The sequence below is a fragment of the Chryseobacterium sp. AG363 genome, from assembly GCF_003610675.1.
Lineage (GTDB): Bacteria > Bacteroidota > Bacteroidia > Flavobacteriales > Weeksellaceae > Chryseobacterium > Chryseobacterium cucumeris.
The window spans coordinates 1,479,703-1,496,525 of sequence record NZ_RAQF01000002.1 but is presented as its reverse complement, the minus strand read 5'-3'; the positions used below and the strand labels follow the sequence as shown (position 1 = coordinate 1,496,525).

At 36.3% G+C, this 16,823-nt stretch carries 18 protein-coding genes; 13 read left to right on the top strand and 5 right to left on the bottom strand.

The annotated features are described in order from the left end of the window. Nucleotides 1-81: 81 nt before the first annotated feature. From DEU39_RS06700 to DEU39_RS06685, 4 genes are all read right to left on the bottom strand, one after another. On the bottom strand, nucleotides 82-1,467 hold the full coding sequence (locus DEU39_RS06700) for a chloride channel protein (RefSeq protein ID WP_120231369.1): 1,386 nt from the start codon (nucleotides 1,465-1,467) through the stop codon (nucleotides 82-84). Between the two features lie 41 nt (nucleotides 1,468-1,508). After that, nucleotides 1,509-2,144, bottom strand: coding sequence for a hypothetical protein (locus tag DEU39_RS06695; protein ID WP_147367557.1), 636 nt, complete (start codon nucleotides 2,142-2,144; stop codon nucleotides 1,509-1,511). Nucleotides 2,145-2,404: 260 nt separating this feature from the next. Next, complete coding sequence (locus tag DEU39_RS06690; RefSeq protein WP_120231367.1) at nucleotides 2,405-3,712, bottom strand: dihydrolipoamide acetyltransferase family protein; 1,308 nt, start codon at nucleotides 3,710-3,712, stop codon at nucleotides 2,405-2,407. Nucleotides 3,713-3,775: 63 nt separating this feature from the next. Further along, on the bottom strand, nucleotides 3,776-4,603 hold the full coding sequence (locus DEU39_RS06685) for an S-adenosyl-l-methionine hydroxide adenosyltransferase family protein (RefSeq protein WP_062675025.1): 828 nt from the start codon (nucleotides 4,601-4,603) through the stop codon (nucleotides 3,776-3,778). 133 nt (nucleotides 4,604-4,736) lie between these two features. Here DEU39_RS06685 and DEU39_RS06680 point away from each other — a divergent pair, with 133 nt between their 5' ends. The 6 genes from DEU39_RS06680 to DEU39_RS06655 all read left to right on the top strand — a co-directional run bounded on the left by DEU39_RS06680 (nucleotide 4,737) and on the right by DEU39_RS06655 (nucleotide 9,702). Then, nucleotides 4,737-5,696, top strand: coding sequence for a PhoH family protein (locus DEU39_RS06680; RefSeq protein WP_002979097.1), 960 nt, complete (start codon nucleotides 4,737-4,739; stop codon nucleotides 5,694-5,696). Nucleotides 5,697-5,813: 117 nt separating this feature from the next. Continuing rightward, on the top strand, nucleotides 5,814-6,476 hold the full coding sequence (locus tag DEU39_RS06675; RefSeq protein WP_120231366.1) for a porin family protein: 663 nt from the start codon (nucleotides 5,814-5,816) through the stop codon (nucleotides 6,474-6,476). Between the two features lie 133 nt (nucleotides 6,477-6,609). Then, the gene (locus DEU39_RS06670; RefSeq protein WP_079241869.1) at nucleotides 6,610-7,110 is read left to right on the top strand and encodes a hypothetical protein; all 501 of its coding nucleotides are present in this window, start codon (nucleotides 6,610-6,612) and stop codon (nucleotides 7,108-7,110) included. Between the two features lie 459 nt (nucleotides 7,111-7,569). Continuing rightward, complete coding sequence (locus DEU39_RS06665; protein WP_062675019.1) at nucleotides 7,570-8,226, top strand: outer membrane protein; 657 nt, start codon at nucleotides 7,570-7,572, stop codon at nucleotides 8,224-8,226. 75 nt (nucleotides 8,227-8,301) lie between these two features. Next, nucleotides 8,302-8,964, top strand: coding sequence for an outer membrane beta-barrel protein (locus tag DEU39_RS06660; RefSeq protein ID WP_120231365.1), 663 nt, complete (start codon nucleotides 8,302-8,304; stop codon nucleotides 8,962-8,964). A 75-nt stretch (nucleotides 8,965-9,039) separates the two neighbouring features. Further along, nucleotides 9,040-9,702 carry a porin family protein gene (locus DEU39_RS06655; protein WP_120231364.1) on the top strand — a complete coding sequence of 221 codons (663 nt, stop codon included), beginning with the start codon at nucleotides 9,040-9,042 and terminating at the stop codon, nucleotides 9,700-9,702. A gap of 72 nt (nucleotides 9,703-9,774) precedes the next feature. Here the strand turns inward: DEU39_RS06655 and ffh are convergent, their stop codons facing one another. Then, entirely contained in the window at nucleotides 9,775-11,136 is a 1,362-nt protein-coding gene (ffh, locus tag DEU39_RS06650; protein ID WP_120231363.1) for a signal recognition particle protein, read from the bottom strand. 177 nt (nucleotides 11,137-11,313) lie between these two features. Here ffh and DEU39_RS06645 point away from each other — a divergent pair, with 177 nt between their 5' ends. The 7 genes from DEU39_RS06645 (at nucleotide 11,314) to atpG (ending at nucleotide 16,741) form a co-directional block, all read left to right on the top strand. Beyond that, on the top strand, nucleotides 11,314-11,685 hold the full coding sequence (locus DEU39_RS06645) for a hypothetical protein (protein ID WP_041461471.1): 372 nt from the start codon (nucleotides 11,314-11,316) through the stop codon (nucleotides 11,683-11,685). Between the two features lie 59 nt (nucleotides 11,686-11,744). Further along, nucleotides 11,745-12,842 carry a F0F1 ATP synthase subunit A gene (atpB, locus tag DEU39_RS06640; RefSeq protein WP_120231362.1) on the top strand — a complete coding sequence of 366 codons (1,098 nt, stop codon included), beginning with the start codon at nucleotides 11,745-11,747 and terminating at the stop codon, nucleotides 12,840-12,842. A gap of 47 nt (nucleotides 12,843-12,889) precedes the next feature. After that, nucleotides 12,890-13,084, top strand: coding sequence for an ATP synthase F0 subunit C (gene atpE / locus DEU39_RS06635; protein ID WP_002979108.1), 195 nt, complete (start codon nucleotides 12,890-12,892; stop codon nucleotides 13,082-13,084). Between the two features lie 83 nt (nucleotides 13,085-13,167). Further along, on the top strand, nucleotides 13,168-13,665 hold the full coding sequence (locus tag DEU39_RS06630) for a F0F1 ATP synthase subunit B (protein WP_002979110.1): 498 nt from the start codon (nucleotides 13,168-13,170) through the stop codon (nucleotides 13,663-13,665). Between the two features lie 2 nt (nucleotides 13,666-13,667). Further along, nucleotides 13,668-14,207: an ATP synthase F1 subunit delta gene (gene atpH / locus DEU39_RS06625; RefSeq protein ID WP_062675009.1), complete on the top strand. Its 540-nt coding sequence runs from the start codon at nucleotides 13,668-13,670 to the stop codon at nucleotides 14,205-14,207. Nucleotides 14,208-14,223: 16 nt separating this feature from the next. Continuing rightward, on the top strand, nucleotides 14,224-15,801 hold the full coding sequence (atpA, locus tag DEU39_RS06620; RefSeq protein WP_062675006.1) for a F0F1 ATP synthase subunit alpha: 1,578 nt from the start codon (nucleotides 14,224-14,226) through the stop codon (nucleotides 15,799-15,801). Nucleotides 15,802-15,877: 76 nt separating this feature from the next. Beyond that, nucleotides 15,878-16,741, top strand: a complete 864-nt coding sequence (gene atpG / locus DEU39_RS06615) for an ATP synthase F1 subunit gamma (protein WP_062675004.1) — start codon at nucleotides 15,878-15,880, stop codon at nucleotides 16,739-16,741. Nucleotides 16,742-16,823 lie beyond the last annotated feature (82 nt).

Here is a 16,823-nt window from a genome sequence, read left to right as displayed (position 1 = left end):
ATTATTTCGAGGTGCAAAAGTAGAAAATATATTTCTTATATGCAAGAGATCTGTGAAATAGTTGATGATTCCTGAGATTAATTATTCCCCTTTGCTATGAATTCCTGCATTCTGTTCATCCTGGCTTCTTATTTCCGTCAGAAAATTCACCTTCAAAACATCATACAAAGAATGTCTGCTTACCAGGATGGAAGCAATAGAAGAGATCATTCCGGCAAGCATCAGATGGAATATCAGGGAATGTCTGTCCGTCATTTCCAGTACAATAATGGCTGAAGTAAACGGAGCCCTTGTTATGCCGGTAAGAAAAGCAACCATTCCTGCCAGAATCACCACATTGGTTTCGTTGGGTGTTAAATGAATAATTCCTGAAATAACAGAACCTATACTTGCTCCCGCAGTAAGAGCCGGAGCAAAAATTCCGCCGGCACCTCCGGAAGTAAAGGAAAGGGCAGGACCCAGCATTCTGAGGATAGGAACATACCAGTCTTCGTGCTTATCTTTGGTAAAAAGGACACGCTCCATAATTTCTTTTCCCGAACCCAGAATTTCTCTGTTGATAAAATAGGCGATGGAAGCGATAATTAAAGCACAAATGATCAGAAAGACCACGTTGGCTTTATCTGTTTTCAGTTTTTTCTTCTTCCAGCTATTGATTGTAAGCATGGTAACAGATAGCTGGCTGGCCATAATGCCAGCAGTAGCAGCAACTAGTATGATCGGAAGCATAACCATTAAGGAAACATCATTGGTCTTCGGATATCCCAGATATAAATAAGACCCTGCCAATGTTTGTGCTGTAAGACCTGCAATGATTACCGCCGTAAACAAGGCTGTTTTGAAGTAATTGATATGGGTTTTTGACAGCTCTTCCACAGCGAAAACAATTCCTCCCAACGGAGTATTGAACGCTGCAGCAAGTCCTGCTGCCGCTCCCGTCATAATCATATTTTTTTTGGAAATCTTTGGCCACCATTCGGGAAGATATTCATTCACTTTTCTGAAAACAGAGCCGGCAATCTGAATGGTAGGGCCTTCACGTCCTACAGCGCCTCCTCCGATGACCAGAACAACAGAAGAAAGTATTTTGAAAAAAATAATCTTAATACTTAAAAGATTCCGGATTTTCCTATGTTCTTTCGGGTTAGCCAGTTCTACAGCTGCCATCACTTGCGGAATACCACTTCCTTTGGCATTGGGAGCAAATTCTTTCACCAGCCACCACGATAATATAAATCCTATGGGAGCAATAATGAAAATCATCCATGCATGCCAGTCAAAAATAAAATTCATCAGATGTTCGCCCCATGCAAATACCTGTGCGTACATCACAGCAAAAAAGCCTGTTATGACAGATCCTATCCAAAAGGGAATGGCCTGAAGCAGATTATGCTTAAGCTGTTCATTCCGGATATTGTCGAAAGAATTTTTGAGGGATCTTTTTATGAGGGTAAAAATTTTCAGCATCTGCAGGTTTTGAGGGATGAAATTACGGTAAATTTTGGAAATTATATTTCGTTTAAAAACTTTGAGGTGATTTCAGCATTTTCAACCGTAAGAATATCAGGTATACCAAAACTTAAAATGCTGTTTCTGACTTCAAGCTTAAAGCCTTCATCAGAGAAGCTTTTTATTGTTTCTTTTCTTTTTTTGGTTAAAAAGCTCATGGTTTTAAACGAATCACTTCCCACGACATAAAAATCTTTAAAGTCAGGATCTTTAAAATTAATAGAGAAACTGTTGAAGATTCCTGCAATCTTATCCATTAGCTTCTTTTTATTAATGGAAATATACCCAAAATCTTCTTCAAGTTTTTTTAATCCCCAAAGCTGGATAGTGTCATATTTACGATCTAAACGTCCGCCTTTGGAATTTATTCCCACTTTACTGACGATAAAAAGATAGAAAGAGTTATTGCTGTTATTCATATCCTTCACCAGGTAACAGATGCGTGGAATAAATAACGGATACATATCAAAAGAGCTGAACTGTTCATATGGGGACTCTTTGACATCAATGACAGTAATATCATACGATAGAGAAAGCAGATCATAGATTTCAGTAATGAGTTTTTCATCCTGTTCTGTGAAATCAAAAAACCTTGTGACATCATATTTCCTGTAATCCGGATCCATTTTTCTCAATAATATTTTGTTTAAAAATAATGCTAATCAATCTAATTTCCAAAAAATTAATACAGTGTATAAATATTTAAATAATTGATGATTTGACAGGTGATTGTTGATTTTGTTGAATATTTGGTATTTATTCAATAGGATATTTAGTGTTTAGACGTTGTTAAGCTTAAGTAGTAAAAAAACAAAAAACCTTCGATTTAACCGAAGGTTTTCATTTTATGTGATCGACAATAAGTAAAATTACTTATTACTGATTATTTTATTACTTATATTTCTGTGTTCAGATCCCAGTTTTCAAGGTAGTCGTGAACATGCTTCAGCATCATTCCTCCTAGGGAACCGTCTACCACTCTGTGGTCATAAGAGTGAGACATGAACATTAAGTTTCTGATCGCAATTACATCTCCGTCAGCTGTTTCAAGAACTGCAGGCTTCTTAACGATTGCTCCGATGGCTAAAATAGCTACCTGAGGCTGAGGAATGATCGGTGTTCCCATAAGGTTACCGAAGCTTCCTACGTTAGAAATTGTATACGTTGCACCCTGAGTATCCTCTGGTCTTAATTTCTTGTTTCTTGCTCTGTAAGCTAAGTCATTGATTGCTTTTGCAAGCCCTGAAAGTGATAACTGATCTGCATTTTTGATAACTGGAACGATAAGGTTTCCGTCCGGAAGGGCAGTAGCCATACCGATGTTGATGTTTTTCTTTTTGATGATATTTTCACCATTTACAGAAACATTGATCATTGGGAAATCCTGGATTGCCTTCACTACCGCTTTTACGAAAATAGGCATGAAAGTCAGTTTTTCACCTTCACGTTTTTCGAATACAGCTTTGTTTTTATTTCTCCATTTTACCACGTTGGTAACGTCAGTTTCAATGAAAGAAGTAACGTGTGGAGCAATTTGTTTTGCTTTCACCATGTTTTCAGCGATGATCTTTCTCATTCTGTCCATTGGAATGATCTCATCACCTGCACTTACCGGAATAGTAGCTGCCGGAGCTGATACTGCCGGTTGTGGAGCTGAAGCTGTCTGTACCGGAGCAGCCTGCTGAGCTGGCTTGCTTCCTCTGTTAGCAACATATGCTAATATATCTTCTTTGGTAATTCTTCCTTCTAAACCGCTTCCTTTGATAGATTTCAGTTCAGTTTCAGAAATATTTTCCTGTTGTGCGATAGATTTTACAAGTGGAGACAGATAAAGATCTCCTGAGAATTCTACGTTTGAAGCAGCTACTGTTTGTAGAGGCTCTTCAATCGTTTTTAAAGTTTCAGCATCCGGAGTAGCCGCCGGAGTTTCAGTTTTTACTTCTTCTGAAGCTGCGCCTTCTCCTTCAATTTCTAAAATAGCAATGGCTTCACCTACTTTTGCAACTTCATCTTTTTGCTTTAAAATTTTTACAATTTTCCCCGAAACTGGTGTCGGTACGTCTGAATCTACTTTATCTGTTGCAATTTCTACTACGGAGTCATCCTCCTTTACGTTATCACCTTCATTGAATAACCAAGTGATAATTGTCGCTTCCATAACACCTTCTCCCATGGAAGGAAGCAATAATTTGTATTCTGCCATTTTTGATTTTTAGATTTTGACAAATATATAAAAAAAATCGGTTTTTTTAAGAAATATATAATCTTAGCTGAATTCGATATAAATATTTTCTCCCACATTCAGTCCAAACAGGCTTTTAGCACCGTTTTTCTTGCTTCCTTTGTAGATGGTAAGCTCCAATAACTGACTATCATTGAATATTGCCGCAGACTGTCCGTGGAATTCGGTCTCCCTTTTCCAGTCTGAAACAACTTCTGTATGGCTGGAAAATATTCTTGAAAGGCTTAAATTTCTGAATTTTATGGTAAAACTGTTGTAACCTTTACTGATGTTCTCAAAAAAATCTTTATTGATATTTGATATTATATTTCCGAAATTATCAATATAAGTCACTTCACCAATAATCATCCCTTCCGATTCATTATAAACCGCTCGTGGAAACATAAGTTGTTTTGCGGTGCTTATTTTCCTTCCTATGACTTCAGGAAGTCCGCCATTGGCAAGATGCACTGCTGCAGGAACAAAAATGTCTGTAGAAGTAAAGTTGATAACGTCATCAAAACGATTGTTCAGCGTAAGTTCGTAGATGGCTTCCGGTTTAATATCAAAAAATATAAGGCTCAAAAGGCCGTTGTCTGCCGCCAGGAAGTAAGATCCGTCTGCTTTATAGAGGATATTCTTTCTTGATTTGCTGTAAAAACTGTCTACGGAAAGAATGTGAATGCTTCCTTTAGGGAAATATTTATAAGCATTTCTTACAATATATGAAGTCTGTATAAGATTGAATGCCTGGATTTCGTGGGTGATATCAATAATATTAACCTCAGGGTTTAGAGACAGAATTTTGCCTTTTACAGCAGCAACTCTGTAATCTAAATTTCCGAAATCCGAAGTAAGGGTAATAATTGACATGAGCAATTTATAGAATAGTGTAGTATTGCAAAGTTATTTAAAATAAAAAGAAAGCCCGAAAGATTGTTGAAAAGAATTTGATATAAATTTGAAAAAAAGCTTTAATTTTAAAATCTAAAAATAAAAATACTGCATGTTTGAATTAACATATGATTTGGAAGATATCGATGCGAAAATCTTCTATGGAGTTAATAACCAATATTTCAACTTAATAAAATCAAGCTTTCCAACCATTAAAATTACAGGAAGAGATCATTTTATCTTTGCCATGGGAAATCAGGAAGCTTTAGACATACTGAAACAAAAACTGGATGATATTGTCAGTTTTATCTCCAAAAACAATTCAATAGGGCTGAAAGATGTTGAAAATATATTGAATATTAAAGACGAAAATGAGAAGCAACTGGTATTCGATCAGGATATCATTGTAAAAGGAGTCAACGGAAAAGTTATTAAAGCTAAGACGACCAACCTTAAAAAGCTTGTAAAGGAAACGGAGAAAAAGGACATGGTTTTCGCCATTGGACCTGCAGGTACAGGAAAAACATATACCAGCGTTGCGTTGGCAGCAAGAGCTTTGAGAGATAAAGAAGTAAAAAGAATTATCCTGACAAGACCGGCTGTAGAAGCAGGGGAGAGTCTGGGATTTCTTCCAGGTGATCTTAAAGAAAAGCTGGATCCATATTTACAACCTTTGTATGATGCGCTTCGTGATATGATTCCGCATGAGAAACTGGAAGGTTTCATGGAGAAGAAAGTAATTGAAGTGGCACCATTGGCCTTCATGAGAGGGCGTACACTGGATGATGCTTTTGTGATTCTTGATGAAGCACAGAACACCACCCATGCTCAGATGAAAATGTTCCTTACCAGAATGGGAATGAATGCCAAGTTCATTATCACAGGAGATCCAAGCCAGATTGACCTTCCGAAAAATCAACAATCCGGATTAAAAGAGGCCATGAGAATTTTAAATGGGGTAAAAGAAATCGGATTTGTACATCTTACAGAAGAAGATGTGGTAAGACACCCTGTAGTAAGAAAGATTATCCTTGCTTATAACGACGAAGAGAAAAGACTAAGAAACGACTAATAAAAATGAGTAAAAGTTTCCATTAACCTTTTATTAACCTTAAATAAGTCGGTTAAAATTTGTTAATTTGAAAAAAATAGTTAGTTTTGCACACCTTAAATGTAAAACTAACTAAACATGAAAAAACTTTTACTTGTTGCAGCGGTCGCTGCTATGGGAATTTGTGCCAACGCACAGGAATTTCGATTTGGTCCAAAAGCCGGTTTCGCAATGTCTACTATTAAACTAGACGATAAGCAAGATGATCTTGACGGAAGAAAAATGTCTCCTAAATATACCTTCTATATCGGTGGAATGGCTGAGTACAAATTCAATGATAACTTTGCTGTTCAGGGAGAGGTTTTGTATTCACCGCTTGGAGCTAAAGAAAAGATTGACGGAGTAAACGCTGGAGGAATGTATTTTGGGGAGTCTACTAAAGTAACTTTCGGGACTCTTTTAGTTCCTGTTTCTGCAAAATACTTTATTACAGAAGGTTTCTCTGTAGCTGCAGGTGTTAATGTAGGGATCATTCTTACCGCTAAACAAAAGACTGTCATCGGTTCAGATTTCCTTGATGTAGAAATGGAAGGTGAAGGCGGTGATGTAGATATTAAAAAAGATATCAAATCATTGAACCTTGCTCCGTTCTTAGGTGTTGAATATATGCTGGAAAACGGACTTTTCTTTGATGCAAGATACAGTTTAGGAGTATCCAACCTATCCAATGACAACAGCGGAGGATCTGTAAAAAACAGCTTTGCTCAGGTGGGTGTAGGTTTCAAATTCGGAGGAAACTAATTCTGAAATTTTAGAACCAATTAATAATATAAAGCAGGACAAATTTTGTTCTGCTTTTCCTGTTATAGGGCAGTTTATTCTGATGATAAAAATAATTAGTACTTTTGCACAGTAATTCAAAGCTACTAAAAAAATGAAAAAACTATTATTACTAGGTGCTTTTGCACTTTTAGGAGGTGCTGCTCAGGCGCAGGAAGGTTTTAAAATCGGTGGACATATTGGTGTTCCCGTATCAGATGCAAGTGATGTATCTTCGTTTACATTAGGAGTAGATGCAGCTTATATGTGGAATATTGCTAAAGGTCTTGACCTTGGGGTAACCACAGGATATTCTCATTTCTTCGGAAAAGATCACTTTGATGATTTCGGATTTGTTCCTGTAGCTGTTTCCGGAAAATATAGATTTAAAGGAGCTCCAATCTTTGTAGGGTTAGATCTTGGATATGGTATTTCTACAAAGGATGGAGTAGATGGCGGTTTCTATGCACAGCCTAAATTTGGATATCAAATGTCTAAAGGGGAGTTGTACATTGGTTACCAATCTATCAGCAATAAGCGTGACCTACCGGGATGGGGAAGCTATAGCTGGAATGTAGGAGCTGTTAACATTGGTTATAATTTCTTCTTGAAATAAGAAAAAGCAATTGCATATGAAAACTCCGGCCTTTGGCCGGAGTTTTTGATTACTTATATATAGACTATACGGATTTCTGATCAGAAATTTTTAATAGAGTGGATGTATAACGATTAGAAATAGGTGAAAATAGTCTTAAATAATAAACGATTGTTTAAATTTTAAGAGTTAATAACTTTAAAATTAGTAATTTAGGTTAATTAATTTTATCATTTTTCCAGGATTCATGAGGTTTTAGAAAAAATCAGAAAATTTAAAAAAGTAAATATATTTGAGTGTTGTTGAAAAAAAATAATTTTTTTATTCATAATATTGTGAAAAACTCAATAACATCTCTTAACTATGATTTATTTTTACAAAACCCTAAATTTTAACAATGATATTAATCACATTAACAAATTTTAATATTAGTGGTGACCACTGTAAATTTGCCCTCAGAAAGTATTAAAATTTTTTAAAATGAAAAAAATATTATTAGCGGGTGCTGTTGCACTTTTCGGTTTGTCAAACGCTCAGATTGCTAAAGGAACTACATATTTATCAGGATCTGTTGGTTATTCTCAAGTAGAAACTAACAACGGTAACCTTAAAACTGAAAACTTCAACGTATTACCTACAGTTGGATATTTCGTTAACACTAACTTAGCAATCGGATTAGGTGTAGGATACCAAACTGAAAAAACTACAACTACTACGACTACAACTATCGGAAACGCTACAACTGTAAGCGAAAATGTAATTAAGCAACCAGCTTTCGTTGTTGCTCCATTCGTAAGAAAATACTGGACTTTGTCTGACAAGTTGTATATTTTCGGACAATTAGCAGTTCCAATGCAGTTTGGAAAAACTGAAAATGAAAACAGCTCTGTAACTACAGCTGGAAACACTACAATTTCTAACTCTACTTCTACTGAAGCTAAATACACTCAAATCGGTGTAACTGTTAAGCCAGGTTTAGATTATTTCTTAAACAAAAACTGGTCTATCGAAGCTACTATCGGTGAGTTCGGTTATAGCAACTACAAGCCAAAAGATGGTGATGCTACAAACAACTACAACTTCGGATTGAATTTATCTTCTGTAACTTTCGGAGTTAAATATGTATTTGCAAAATAATAAACAAAGCATATAGCAAGAAAGCCCTGAGAAACTCTTAGGGCTTTTTTGCTATACAAAACTAATATAATAATCATGAAAAAAATCGTATTGATGGGTGCTGTGGCGCTTTTCGGTTTATCTAATGCACAGATTGCAAAAGGAACTTCTTATCTTTCAGGTCAGGTAGGATATTATCACAATGAGAAAAACGAATTTGAAACCAATATAAAGGATGATGTGATCAGAATCCTTCCTACAGCAGGGTATTTCGTTACTAATAATCTAGCCGTGGGACTTGGTATAGGCTATAAAAGTGCTGTTACAAAATACAAATTGGGAAATCCTGCCATAAGTAATGTATTTGAAGTTAAATATACAGATAATGCTTTTGTGGTAGCTCCATTCGTGAGAAAATACTGGACTTTGTCTGATAAATTATACATCTTCGGACAGTTACAGGTTCCATTGGAGTTTGGTAAGGAAAAAATGAATGCAAAAAGTAATATTAACGATGCAGACCCTTTACTTACAGCTGCCTTGAACAGCGAAAATAACTATACCAATATTGGAGTGAATATTAAACCAGGTCTGGACTATTTCCTGACTAAGAACTGGTCAATTGAAGCTACAATAGGAGAATTCGGGTACAATACTCACAAAAGAGATATTGACGGGGCAAAAAGAACTGATGATTACAAATTTGGAATCAGTTTGACTTCCGTGACTTTTGGAGTTAAATATGTATTTGCAAAATAATAAATAAAATAGATATATTAGCCCTGAGATAGATGTCTTAGGGCTTCTTTACTATAAAACTAATTAATAATAATCATGAAAAAAATCTTATTAGCATCAGCGATTGCTTTATTTACAGGCTTAAATGCGCAGACGACATTCGGGGTAAAGGCCGGTTATGCCTTATCAAAACTGAATTCCAATGAAAATGATTTTGAAATGGGAGGAATAGAAGGAGGTTTGAAATCCAAATCAGGCTTTTATATCGGCGGTTTGGTTGAGCATAAATTCAACAACAAATTTGCCATTCAGGGAGAGGTAGAATATGCTAACCTTGGAGGAAAAGCAGAGGTTTCAATGCCGGGTATTACCGTAACTGAAAAAATGAACCTTAACAGAATTGTAATTCCTGTGTCTGCAAGATATTATGCAACCCCTGAATTAGGAATTTATGCAGGTCCATACGTGAGTTTTAAGACCAGTAACAAGGTGAAATTTGAAATGAGCGGCCCAAATGCAGGTATGGCAGATCCTTCAGGAATCAGAGAAGGAGAGCGTTATGTAGAAAGATATTTGAATGATACGTTGAAGTCTACAGACTTTGGTTTGTTCTTAGGAGCAGATTACGCAATTTATAAAGGATTATTTGTGGATGCACGTTATAGTTTCGGTCTTACCAATATGATCAAAAATCCAGTGGATGGTGAAACTTTAAAAATGAATTTCTTTCAGTTAGGCGTAGGATACAAGTTTAAATAAACAGATCCCAATATAAAAACAAAAAACTCTCAGAAATTCTGAGAGTTTTTTTATGAATGATTTTTGATTTTCTTATTTTCCAAACATTCCACCCATTCCAGGCATATTCGGCATTTTGCTCATCATCTGCATCATTTGCTTTCCTTGAGGTCCCTGCATCATCTTCATCATTTTACCCATCTGATCGAACTGTTTCATCAATTGGTTCACATCTTCGATTTTTCTTCCGGAACCTTTAGCAATTCTTCCTTTTCTCTGTGTATTGATGATAGAAGGTCTTCTTCTTTCTTCAGGAGTCATAGAGTAGATGATCGCTTCAATATGCTTGAATGCATCATCACTGATTTCTACGTCTTTAATCGCTTTTCCAACTCCAGGAATCATTCCCATCAAATCCTTCATGTTACCCATTTTCTTGATTTGATTGATCTGCTTAAGGAAATCGTCAAAACCGAACTCGTTTTTAGCAATTTTTTTATGAAGTTTTTTAGCTTCTTCTTCGTCAAACTGCTCCTGAGCTCTTTCTACTAAGGAAACAACGTCTCCCATTCCCAGGATTCTGTCTGCCATTCTTTCCGGATAGAAAAGATCCAAAGCTTCCATTTTTTCTCCTGTAGAGATAAACTTGATTGGTTTTTCAACAACAGAACGGATCGTTAAAGCCGCTCCACCACGAGTATCACCATCTAGTTTCGTTAAAACAACTCCGTCAAAGTTCAAAGCATCGTTGAATGCCTTTGCTGTATTCACAGCATCCTGACCTGTCATGGAGTCTACTACGAAAAGTGTTTCCTGAGGTTTGATGAAATAATGTACGGATTTGATCTCGTTCATCATCTGCTCATCAATAGCTAAACGACCTGCCGTATCCACAATCACAACATCATGACCGTTTGATTTTGCGAAATTGATCGCGTTTTCAGCAATAGTAGATGGATTGGTAGCGCCTTCTTCGGTATAAACAGGAACTTTGATCTGTCCACCCAATACTTTCAGCTGGTCAATTGCTGCAGGACGATATACGTCACATGCTACCAATATTGGTTTTTTATTTCTTTTTGTCTGTAAATAATTAGCAAGCTTTCCTGAGAAAGTCGTCTTACCAGATCCCTGAAGACCGGCAATAAGGATTACAGTAGGTTTTCCTGAAAGATTGATTCCTTCCTGAGAACCTCCCATTAGGTCTACCAGTTCATCATGAACAATTTTCGTCATCAGCTGTCCCGGAGTAAGGGAAGTAAGAACGTTTTCTCCTAATGCTTTATCCTGAACTCTCTTTGTAAGATCTTTCGCAACTTTATAGTTAACGTCGGCATCTACCAATGCTCTACGGATCTCCTTTACGGTTTCCGCCACATTGATTTCAGTAATTTTTCCTCTTCCGGAAATATTGTGTAATGCCTTGTCTAATTTATCCTGTAAACTATTAAACATATTTATTGTAAATTATAGGTTTGCAAAAATAAGGAATTTTTAGGATATCCAAAGTGTTTGAACACGTAATATTATATATATACGTAATATTATTACAAAGAAGAAAAAATGATAAATATCAAATCATAGTATAATACGATAGAAAAAGTCTATTTTTGCGATCAATTAAAATATAGAATGAAAATTAATCCCAATATTCTTGTTGTCGTTTTATTCTTTCTGACCTTCCTGGTGCATTTTTCCCTATGGAAATTTGTTTTTCACCTGGATGAGATAGTGATCATTAAATTTTACCTTTTTCTAAGTGTCATGTTTATGATGATGATCACCCTTATTATCTTAATCAATAGAGTAGCACCGGAATTTTTAGGATTGTCTGTTATTGGTTTGATCCTTTTAAAATTCGGTTTGATGTACTTAATCAGAAAAAAACTGAACTTTGAAGTGATTCCTGGCTACAAATTCCATTTTATCATGCCTTATTTTGTCCTGACAGCACTGCTTACGTACTATGCAATCAAGCTGATTAATCATGATAAAAAACAGTAAAATTATTTATTGAAACTAGAAAAAATATCATATTTTTGCACAACGAAAAAAACCTATCAATGTTTAAGAAATTCGCAGTTTTATTCTACAGTATTTTTGTATTAAACTTAGTGTCTGCACAGCATGGTGAAGCTACTGCTGGGGCAGCTCCTGCTCAAGAGCTTTCAGAGAAAGACAAAGTAAGCAAAGAAAACAAGGAGTTCATCGATCATCACTTATTAGATGCACATGATTTCACATTGATGGTTGATAAAGATGGTCACCACATCGGTTTCCCTCTTCCTATTATTATCTATGATAACGGTTTTCACTCTTTCATGAGTAACAAAGAAGGGTTTATGCATGGTGAGCCTACTGAAGTGGATGGTTCTTTTTATGTGTTGCACCATGAGAAAATCTATAAGACTGATGCAGCTGGAACTTTAACACTTGGTGAAGACGGTCATCCAACTAACGTGAAACCTTTAGATCTTTCTATTACAAAAAGTGTATTGATTATTTTATTAGTGTCAATCTTTATGTTTGTGTTATTTGTTGGAATGGCTAAATCTTATAAGAAGTCAGCAGTTCCTACAGGAGCAGCAAGATTCTTAGAACCATTAATTATCTTTGTAAGAGACGAAGTTGCTATTCCTAATATCGGACATAAGTATAAGAGATTCATGGGGTATTTATTAACAGTGTTTTTCTTTATTCTTTTCCTTAACGTTCTTGGATTAATGCCTTTCGGAATTAATGTTACAGGTAATATTACAATGACATTCTTCCTGGCTATTCTTACGTATTTGATTACGACATTCTCAGCGAACAAAGATTACTGGAAACATATCTTCTGGATGCCAGGAGTACCGGTTCCGATGAAGTTGATCATGCTTCCAATCGAATTATTAGGAACAATCACTAAGCCATTCGCATTGATGATCCGACTTTTCGCCAACATGACAGCAGGACACATCGTAGTAATGAGTTTGATCGGATTGATTTACGTATTCAAGAATTTTATCGCAGGTGTTGCATTCCCATTCTTAACATTAGTAATTTATTTACTGGAAGTATTGGTAGCATTCCTACAGGCTTATATCTTTACTATGTTATCTGCGCTGTTCATTGGAATGGCAGTAGAAGAGCACGAGCACGAACATCATGCAGCTCACTAATTGAAATTATAAATTAAAGTAAAACAAATTTTTTAAAATTATATATTATGGAAATCCCTAAAATTGTAGGTGCTGGTATCGTAGTACTAGGTGTAGGTATCGGTCTTGGTAAAATCGGAGCTGCTGCTCTTGAAGCTATCGCTAGACAACCTGAGCAATCTGGAAAAATCCAAACAGCTATGCTTATCGCAGCTGCACTTGTAGAAGGTGTTGCGTTTGCTGCTCTATTTGCAGTAAACTAATTAAAATCAGACCATTATCTGTGACGGTTGGTTACAGGTAATGGTTCTTTAAAAAAAGTAATAATTATTTATACATTTATATAATGGAATTAATTCATCAGTTTTCATCAGGATTATTTATTATCCAGTCTGTTATTTTTCTAGCATTATTATTTTTGTTAGGTAAATTCGCTTGGAAACCTATTTTAAAGTCTATCAATGACAGAGAAACATCTATTGTTGACGCTCTTAATCAAGCTAAATTAGCTAGAAAAGAAATGGAAACTTTAAAAGAGGATAACGAAAGAATCATTCGTGAAGCTAAAATCGAAAGAGATGCGATCCTTAAAGAAGCCAGAGAGATTAAAGACAGAATCGTAGGGGAAGCTAAAGATGTTGCTAAAGCTGAAGGAGACAAAATGATCGAAGCTGCTAAACAGACTATCAACGCTGAGAAAAATGCTGCAATGGCAGACATCAAAACTCAAATCGGTACTTTATCTGTAAACATTGCTGAGTCTATCTTGAAGCAAAAGCTGGACAATAGCGAAGCTCAAAACGAATTAGTTCAAAATTATTTAAACAAATCAAACCTTAACTAAGAATGCTTACATCTAAAGTAGCTAAAAGATACGCACAAGGTTTACTTGACTTCACCAACGAATCAGGTCAAACGGCTACTGTATTTTCTGAAATGAAAGATGTAGTAAAGATCATGAAAGAGTCTGCGGACTTAAATAAATTTTTCATGACTCCTTATATCGATTCTAAAAAGAAAATAGAAGTAGCAAACGAAATTTTCAAAGGTTTATCTGTTTCTTCTCAGAACCTGATCAGATTGGTTATTAAGCACGGACGTGAAAACCAATTGAAAAATATCGCTCAGGAATTCATCAACAAAGTTGAAGACCTTAGTGGTATACAGAGAGTGACACTTACAACAGCAACTCCGCTTTCAAAAGAAAACCTTGACCAGATTTTAAGATCTACCCATCTTGTAAATGCTGATTCAAACTTTGATCTGAAAGTAAATGTGAAGCCTGAAATTCTTGGAGGATATGTTCTGAGAGTAGGTGACCAGCAGATAGATGCATCTGTGAAGACAAAATTGAACCAAGTTAAAAAAGATTTCCAATTAAATTAAGAAAAACAACCATACAATGGCAGAAATAAATCCGGCAGAAGTATCTGCGATCTTAAAACAGCAATTGGCCAACTTCGATACTCAATCCAACGTTGAGGAAGTAGGTACAGTTTTAACCATCGGTGATGGTATTGCTCGTGTATACGGGTTAGAAAACGTACAATACGGAGAGTTGGTGAAATTTTCTAGTGATGTAGAAGGTATTGTACTTAACCTTGAAGAAGACAACGTGGGGGTTGCTCTACTTGGTGAAAGTAAATTAGTAAAAGAAGGTGATACAGTAAGAAGAACAAACAGAATCTCTTCTATCAAAGTAGGAGAAGGTATGTTAGGAAGAGTAGTAGATACTCTTGGTAACCCAATCGATGGTAAAGGTCCTATTACTGGGGATTTATATGAAATGCCATTGGAAAGAAAGGCTCCTGGAGTTATCTTCAGACAGCCGGTAACTGAACCTTTACAGTCTGGTATCGTGGCAATTGATGCGATGATCCCTGTAGGAAGAGGTCAGAGAGAGCTTATCATTGGTGACAGACAAACAGGTAAAACTACTGTTGCTATCGATACGATCATCAACCAAAAAGAATTCTTTGATGCTGGTAAACCAGTATATTGTATATATGTTGCTATCGGTCAGAAAGCTTCTACTGTAGCACAAATCGTTAAAACACTTTCTGATAAAGGAGCTTTAGCTTATACGGTAATCGTTGCAGCTAACGCATCAGATCCGGTTCCAATGCAGGTATACTCTGCAATGGCAGGAGCTTCTATCGGTGAGTTCTTCAGAGACACTGGTAGACCGGCACTTATCGTTTATGATGATTTATCTAAACAAGCTGTTGCTTACCGTGAGCTTTCTCTACTATTGAGAAGACCACCGGGCCGTGAAGCTTACCCTGGAGACGTTTTCTACCTTCACTCAAGACTATTGGAAAGAGCTGCAAAAGTAATCGCTGATGACGAAATTGCTAAGCAAATGAACGATTTGCCAGAATCTCTTAAGCCAATTGTAAAAGGTGGTGGTTCATTAACAGCCCTTCCAATTATCGAAACTCAGGCTGGTGACGTTTCTGCATATATCCCTACAAACGTAATCTCTATTACTGACGGACAGATCTTCTTGGAGTCTGATCTATTCAACTCAGGGGTTCGTCCTGCAATCAACGTAGGTATCTCTGTATCAAGGGTAGGAGGTAATGCTCAGATTAAATCAATGAAGAAAGTATCTGGTACATTGAAGCTTGACCAGGCTCAATATAAAGAACTAGAAGCGTTTGCTAAATTCGGTTCTGACCTTGATGCTTCTACTTTAGCAGTAATCTCTAAAGGAGAAAGAAACGTAGAAATCCTTAAGCAACCGGTAAACGCACCACTTCCTGTAGAAAGTCAGGTAGCGATCGTATACGCCGGAACAGAAAACTTAATGAGAAACGTTCCATTGAACAAGATTAAAGAATTCCAACACGAATATATCGAGTTCCTTAAGTCTAAGCACCCAGATACGATGGCTGCGCTTAAGGCTGGAAAAATCGATAACGATATTACAGGTGTTCTTAAGCAGGCAGCTAACGATTTAGCTTCTAAATACAACTAAAAAATTCAATGTTTAAGGTTTGAAATATAGTGTTTTAAACCTTAAACTTTAGACCTTAAACTTTGAACCCAAATTAATGGCAAACTTAAAAGAAATACGAGGCAGAATTACGTCAATTTCATCTACGATGCAGATTACACGTGCTATGAAGATGGTTTCCGCAGCGAAACTTAAAAAAGCACAGGACGCAATCGTAATGTTAAGACCTTATTCTGAAAAATTACAGGAGCTTATCCAGAATGTAAATTCTAGCTCTGATCCTGATCAGATTTCTGTATATGCTCAGAAAAGAGAGGTTAAAAGAGTATTATTCATCGCTGTTACTTCAAACAGAGGTCTTGCGGGAGCTTTTAACTCTTCTATCGTAAAAGAGCTTAACCTTCAGTTTCAGAACAACGCCCAGTACGAGGTTGAAGTTCTTCCTGTAGGTAAAAAAGTATATGATGCTGTAAGAAAAAGCCGTACGGTATATACTAACGGAAGTACTGTATATGATAATCTGAACTTTGATGCTGTTGCTCATATCACTGAAGGAGTAATGACAAGCTTCAAAGAAGGTAAATTTGACGAAGTTTATGTTATCTATAACAAATTCGTGAATGCAGCTACTCAGGAAGTAACTACAGAACAGCTTCTTCCAATCTCAATGCCGGAAAACACTGAGCCACAGGTTGAAACAGATTATATCTTTGAACCTAATAGAGCTGAAATCCTGGACAATTTGATTCCAAAGTCTATCAAAACTCAGGTTTTCAAAGCCATCTTAGATTCAGTAGCATCTGAGCACGGAGCGAGAATGACGGCAATGCACAAAGCAACAGACAACGCTCAGGCTTTAAAGAATGATCTAGTGATCTTCTACAACAAAGCAAGACAGGCTGCAATTACCAACGAAATCCTGGAAATTGTTTCCGGAGCAGAAGCTTTGAAAAATTCATAAAGAATTATTTTATCATACAATTAAAAGCACCGATCATTTCGGTGCTTTTGTGTTTATAAAGGGCCGAAACAGCCATTGGCTA

Coding starts and splice junctions, on each gene's coding strand:
- DEU39_RS06700 (WP_120231369.1), bottom strand. CDS start 1,467: ATGCTGAAAATTTTTACCCTCATAAAAAGATCCCTCAAAAATTCTTTC.
- DEU39_RS06690 (WP_120231367.1), bottom strand. CDS start 3,712: ATGGCAGAATACAAATTATTGCTTCCTTCCATGGGAGAAGGTGTTATG.
- DEU39_RS06685 (WP_062675025.1), bottom strand. CDS start 4,603: ATGTCAATTATTACCCTTACTTCGGATTTCGGAAATTTAGATTACAGA.
- DEU39_RS06680 (WP_002979097.1), top strand. CDS start 4,737: ATGTTTGAATTAACATATGATTTGGAAGATATCGATGCGAAAATCTTC.
- DEU39_RS06675 (WP_120231366.1), top strand. CDS start 5,814: ATGAAAAAACTTTTACTTGTTGCAGCGGTCGCTGCTATGGGAATTTGT.
- DEU39_RS06670 (WP_079241869.1), top strand. CDS start 6,610: ATGAAAAAACTATTATTACTAGGTGCTTTTGCACTTTTAGGAGGTGCT.
- DEU39_RS06665 (WP_062675019.1), top strand. CDS start 7,570: ATGAAAAAAATATTATTAGCGGGTGCTGTTGCACTTTTCGGTTTGTCA.
- DEU39_RS06660 (WP_120231365.1), top strand. CDS start 8,302: ATGAAAAAAATCGTATTGATGGGTGCTGTGGCGCTTTTCGGTTTATCT.
- DEU39_RS06655 (WP_120231364.1), top strand. CDS start 9,040: ATGAAAAAAATCTTATTAGCATCAGCGATTGCTTTATTTACAGGCTTA.
- ffh (WP_120231363.1), bottom strand. CDS start 11,136: ATGTTTAATAGTTTACAGGATAAATTAGACAAGGCATTACACAATATT.
- DEU39_RS06645 (WP_041461471.1), top strand. CDS start 11,314: ATGAAAATTAATCCCAATATTCTTGTTGTCGTTTTATTCTTTCTGACC.
- atpB (WP_120231362.1), top strand. CDS start 11,745: ATGTTTAAGAAATTCGCAGTTTTATTCTACAGTATTTTTGTATTAAAC.
- atpE (WP_002979108.1), top strand. CDS start 12,890: ATGGAAATCCCTAAAATTGTAGGTGCTGGTATCGTAGTACTAGGTGTA.
- DEU39_RS06630 (WP_002979110.1), top strand. CDS start 13,168: ATGGAATTAATTCATCAGTTTTCATCAGGATTATTTATTATCCAGTCT.
- atpH (WP_062675009.1), top strand. CDS start 13,668: ATGCTTACATCTAAAGTAGCTAAAAGATACGCACAAGGTTTACTTGAC.
- atpA (WP_062675006.1), top strand. CDS start 14,224: ATGGCAGAAATAAATCCGGCAGAAGTATCTGCGATCTTAAAACAGCAA.
- atpG (WP_062675004.1), top strand. CDS start 15,878: ATGGCAAACTTAAAAGAAATACGAGGCAGAATTACGTCAATTTCATCT.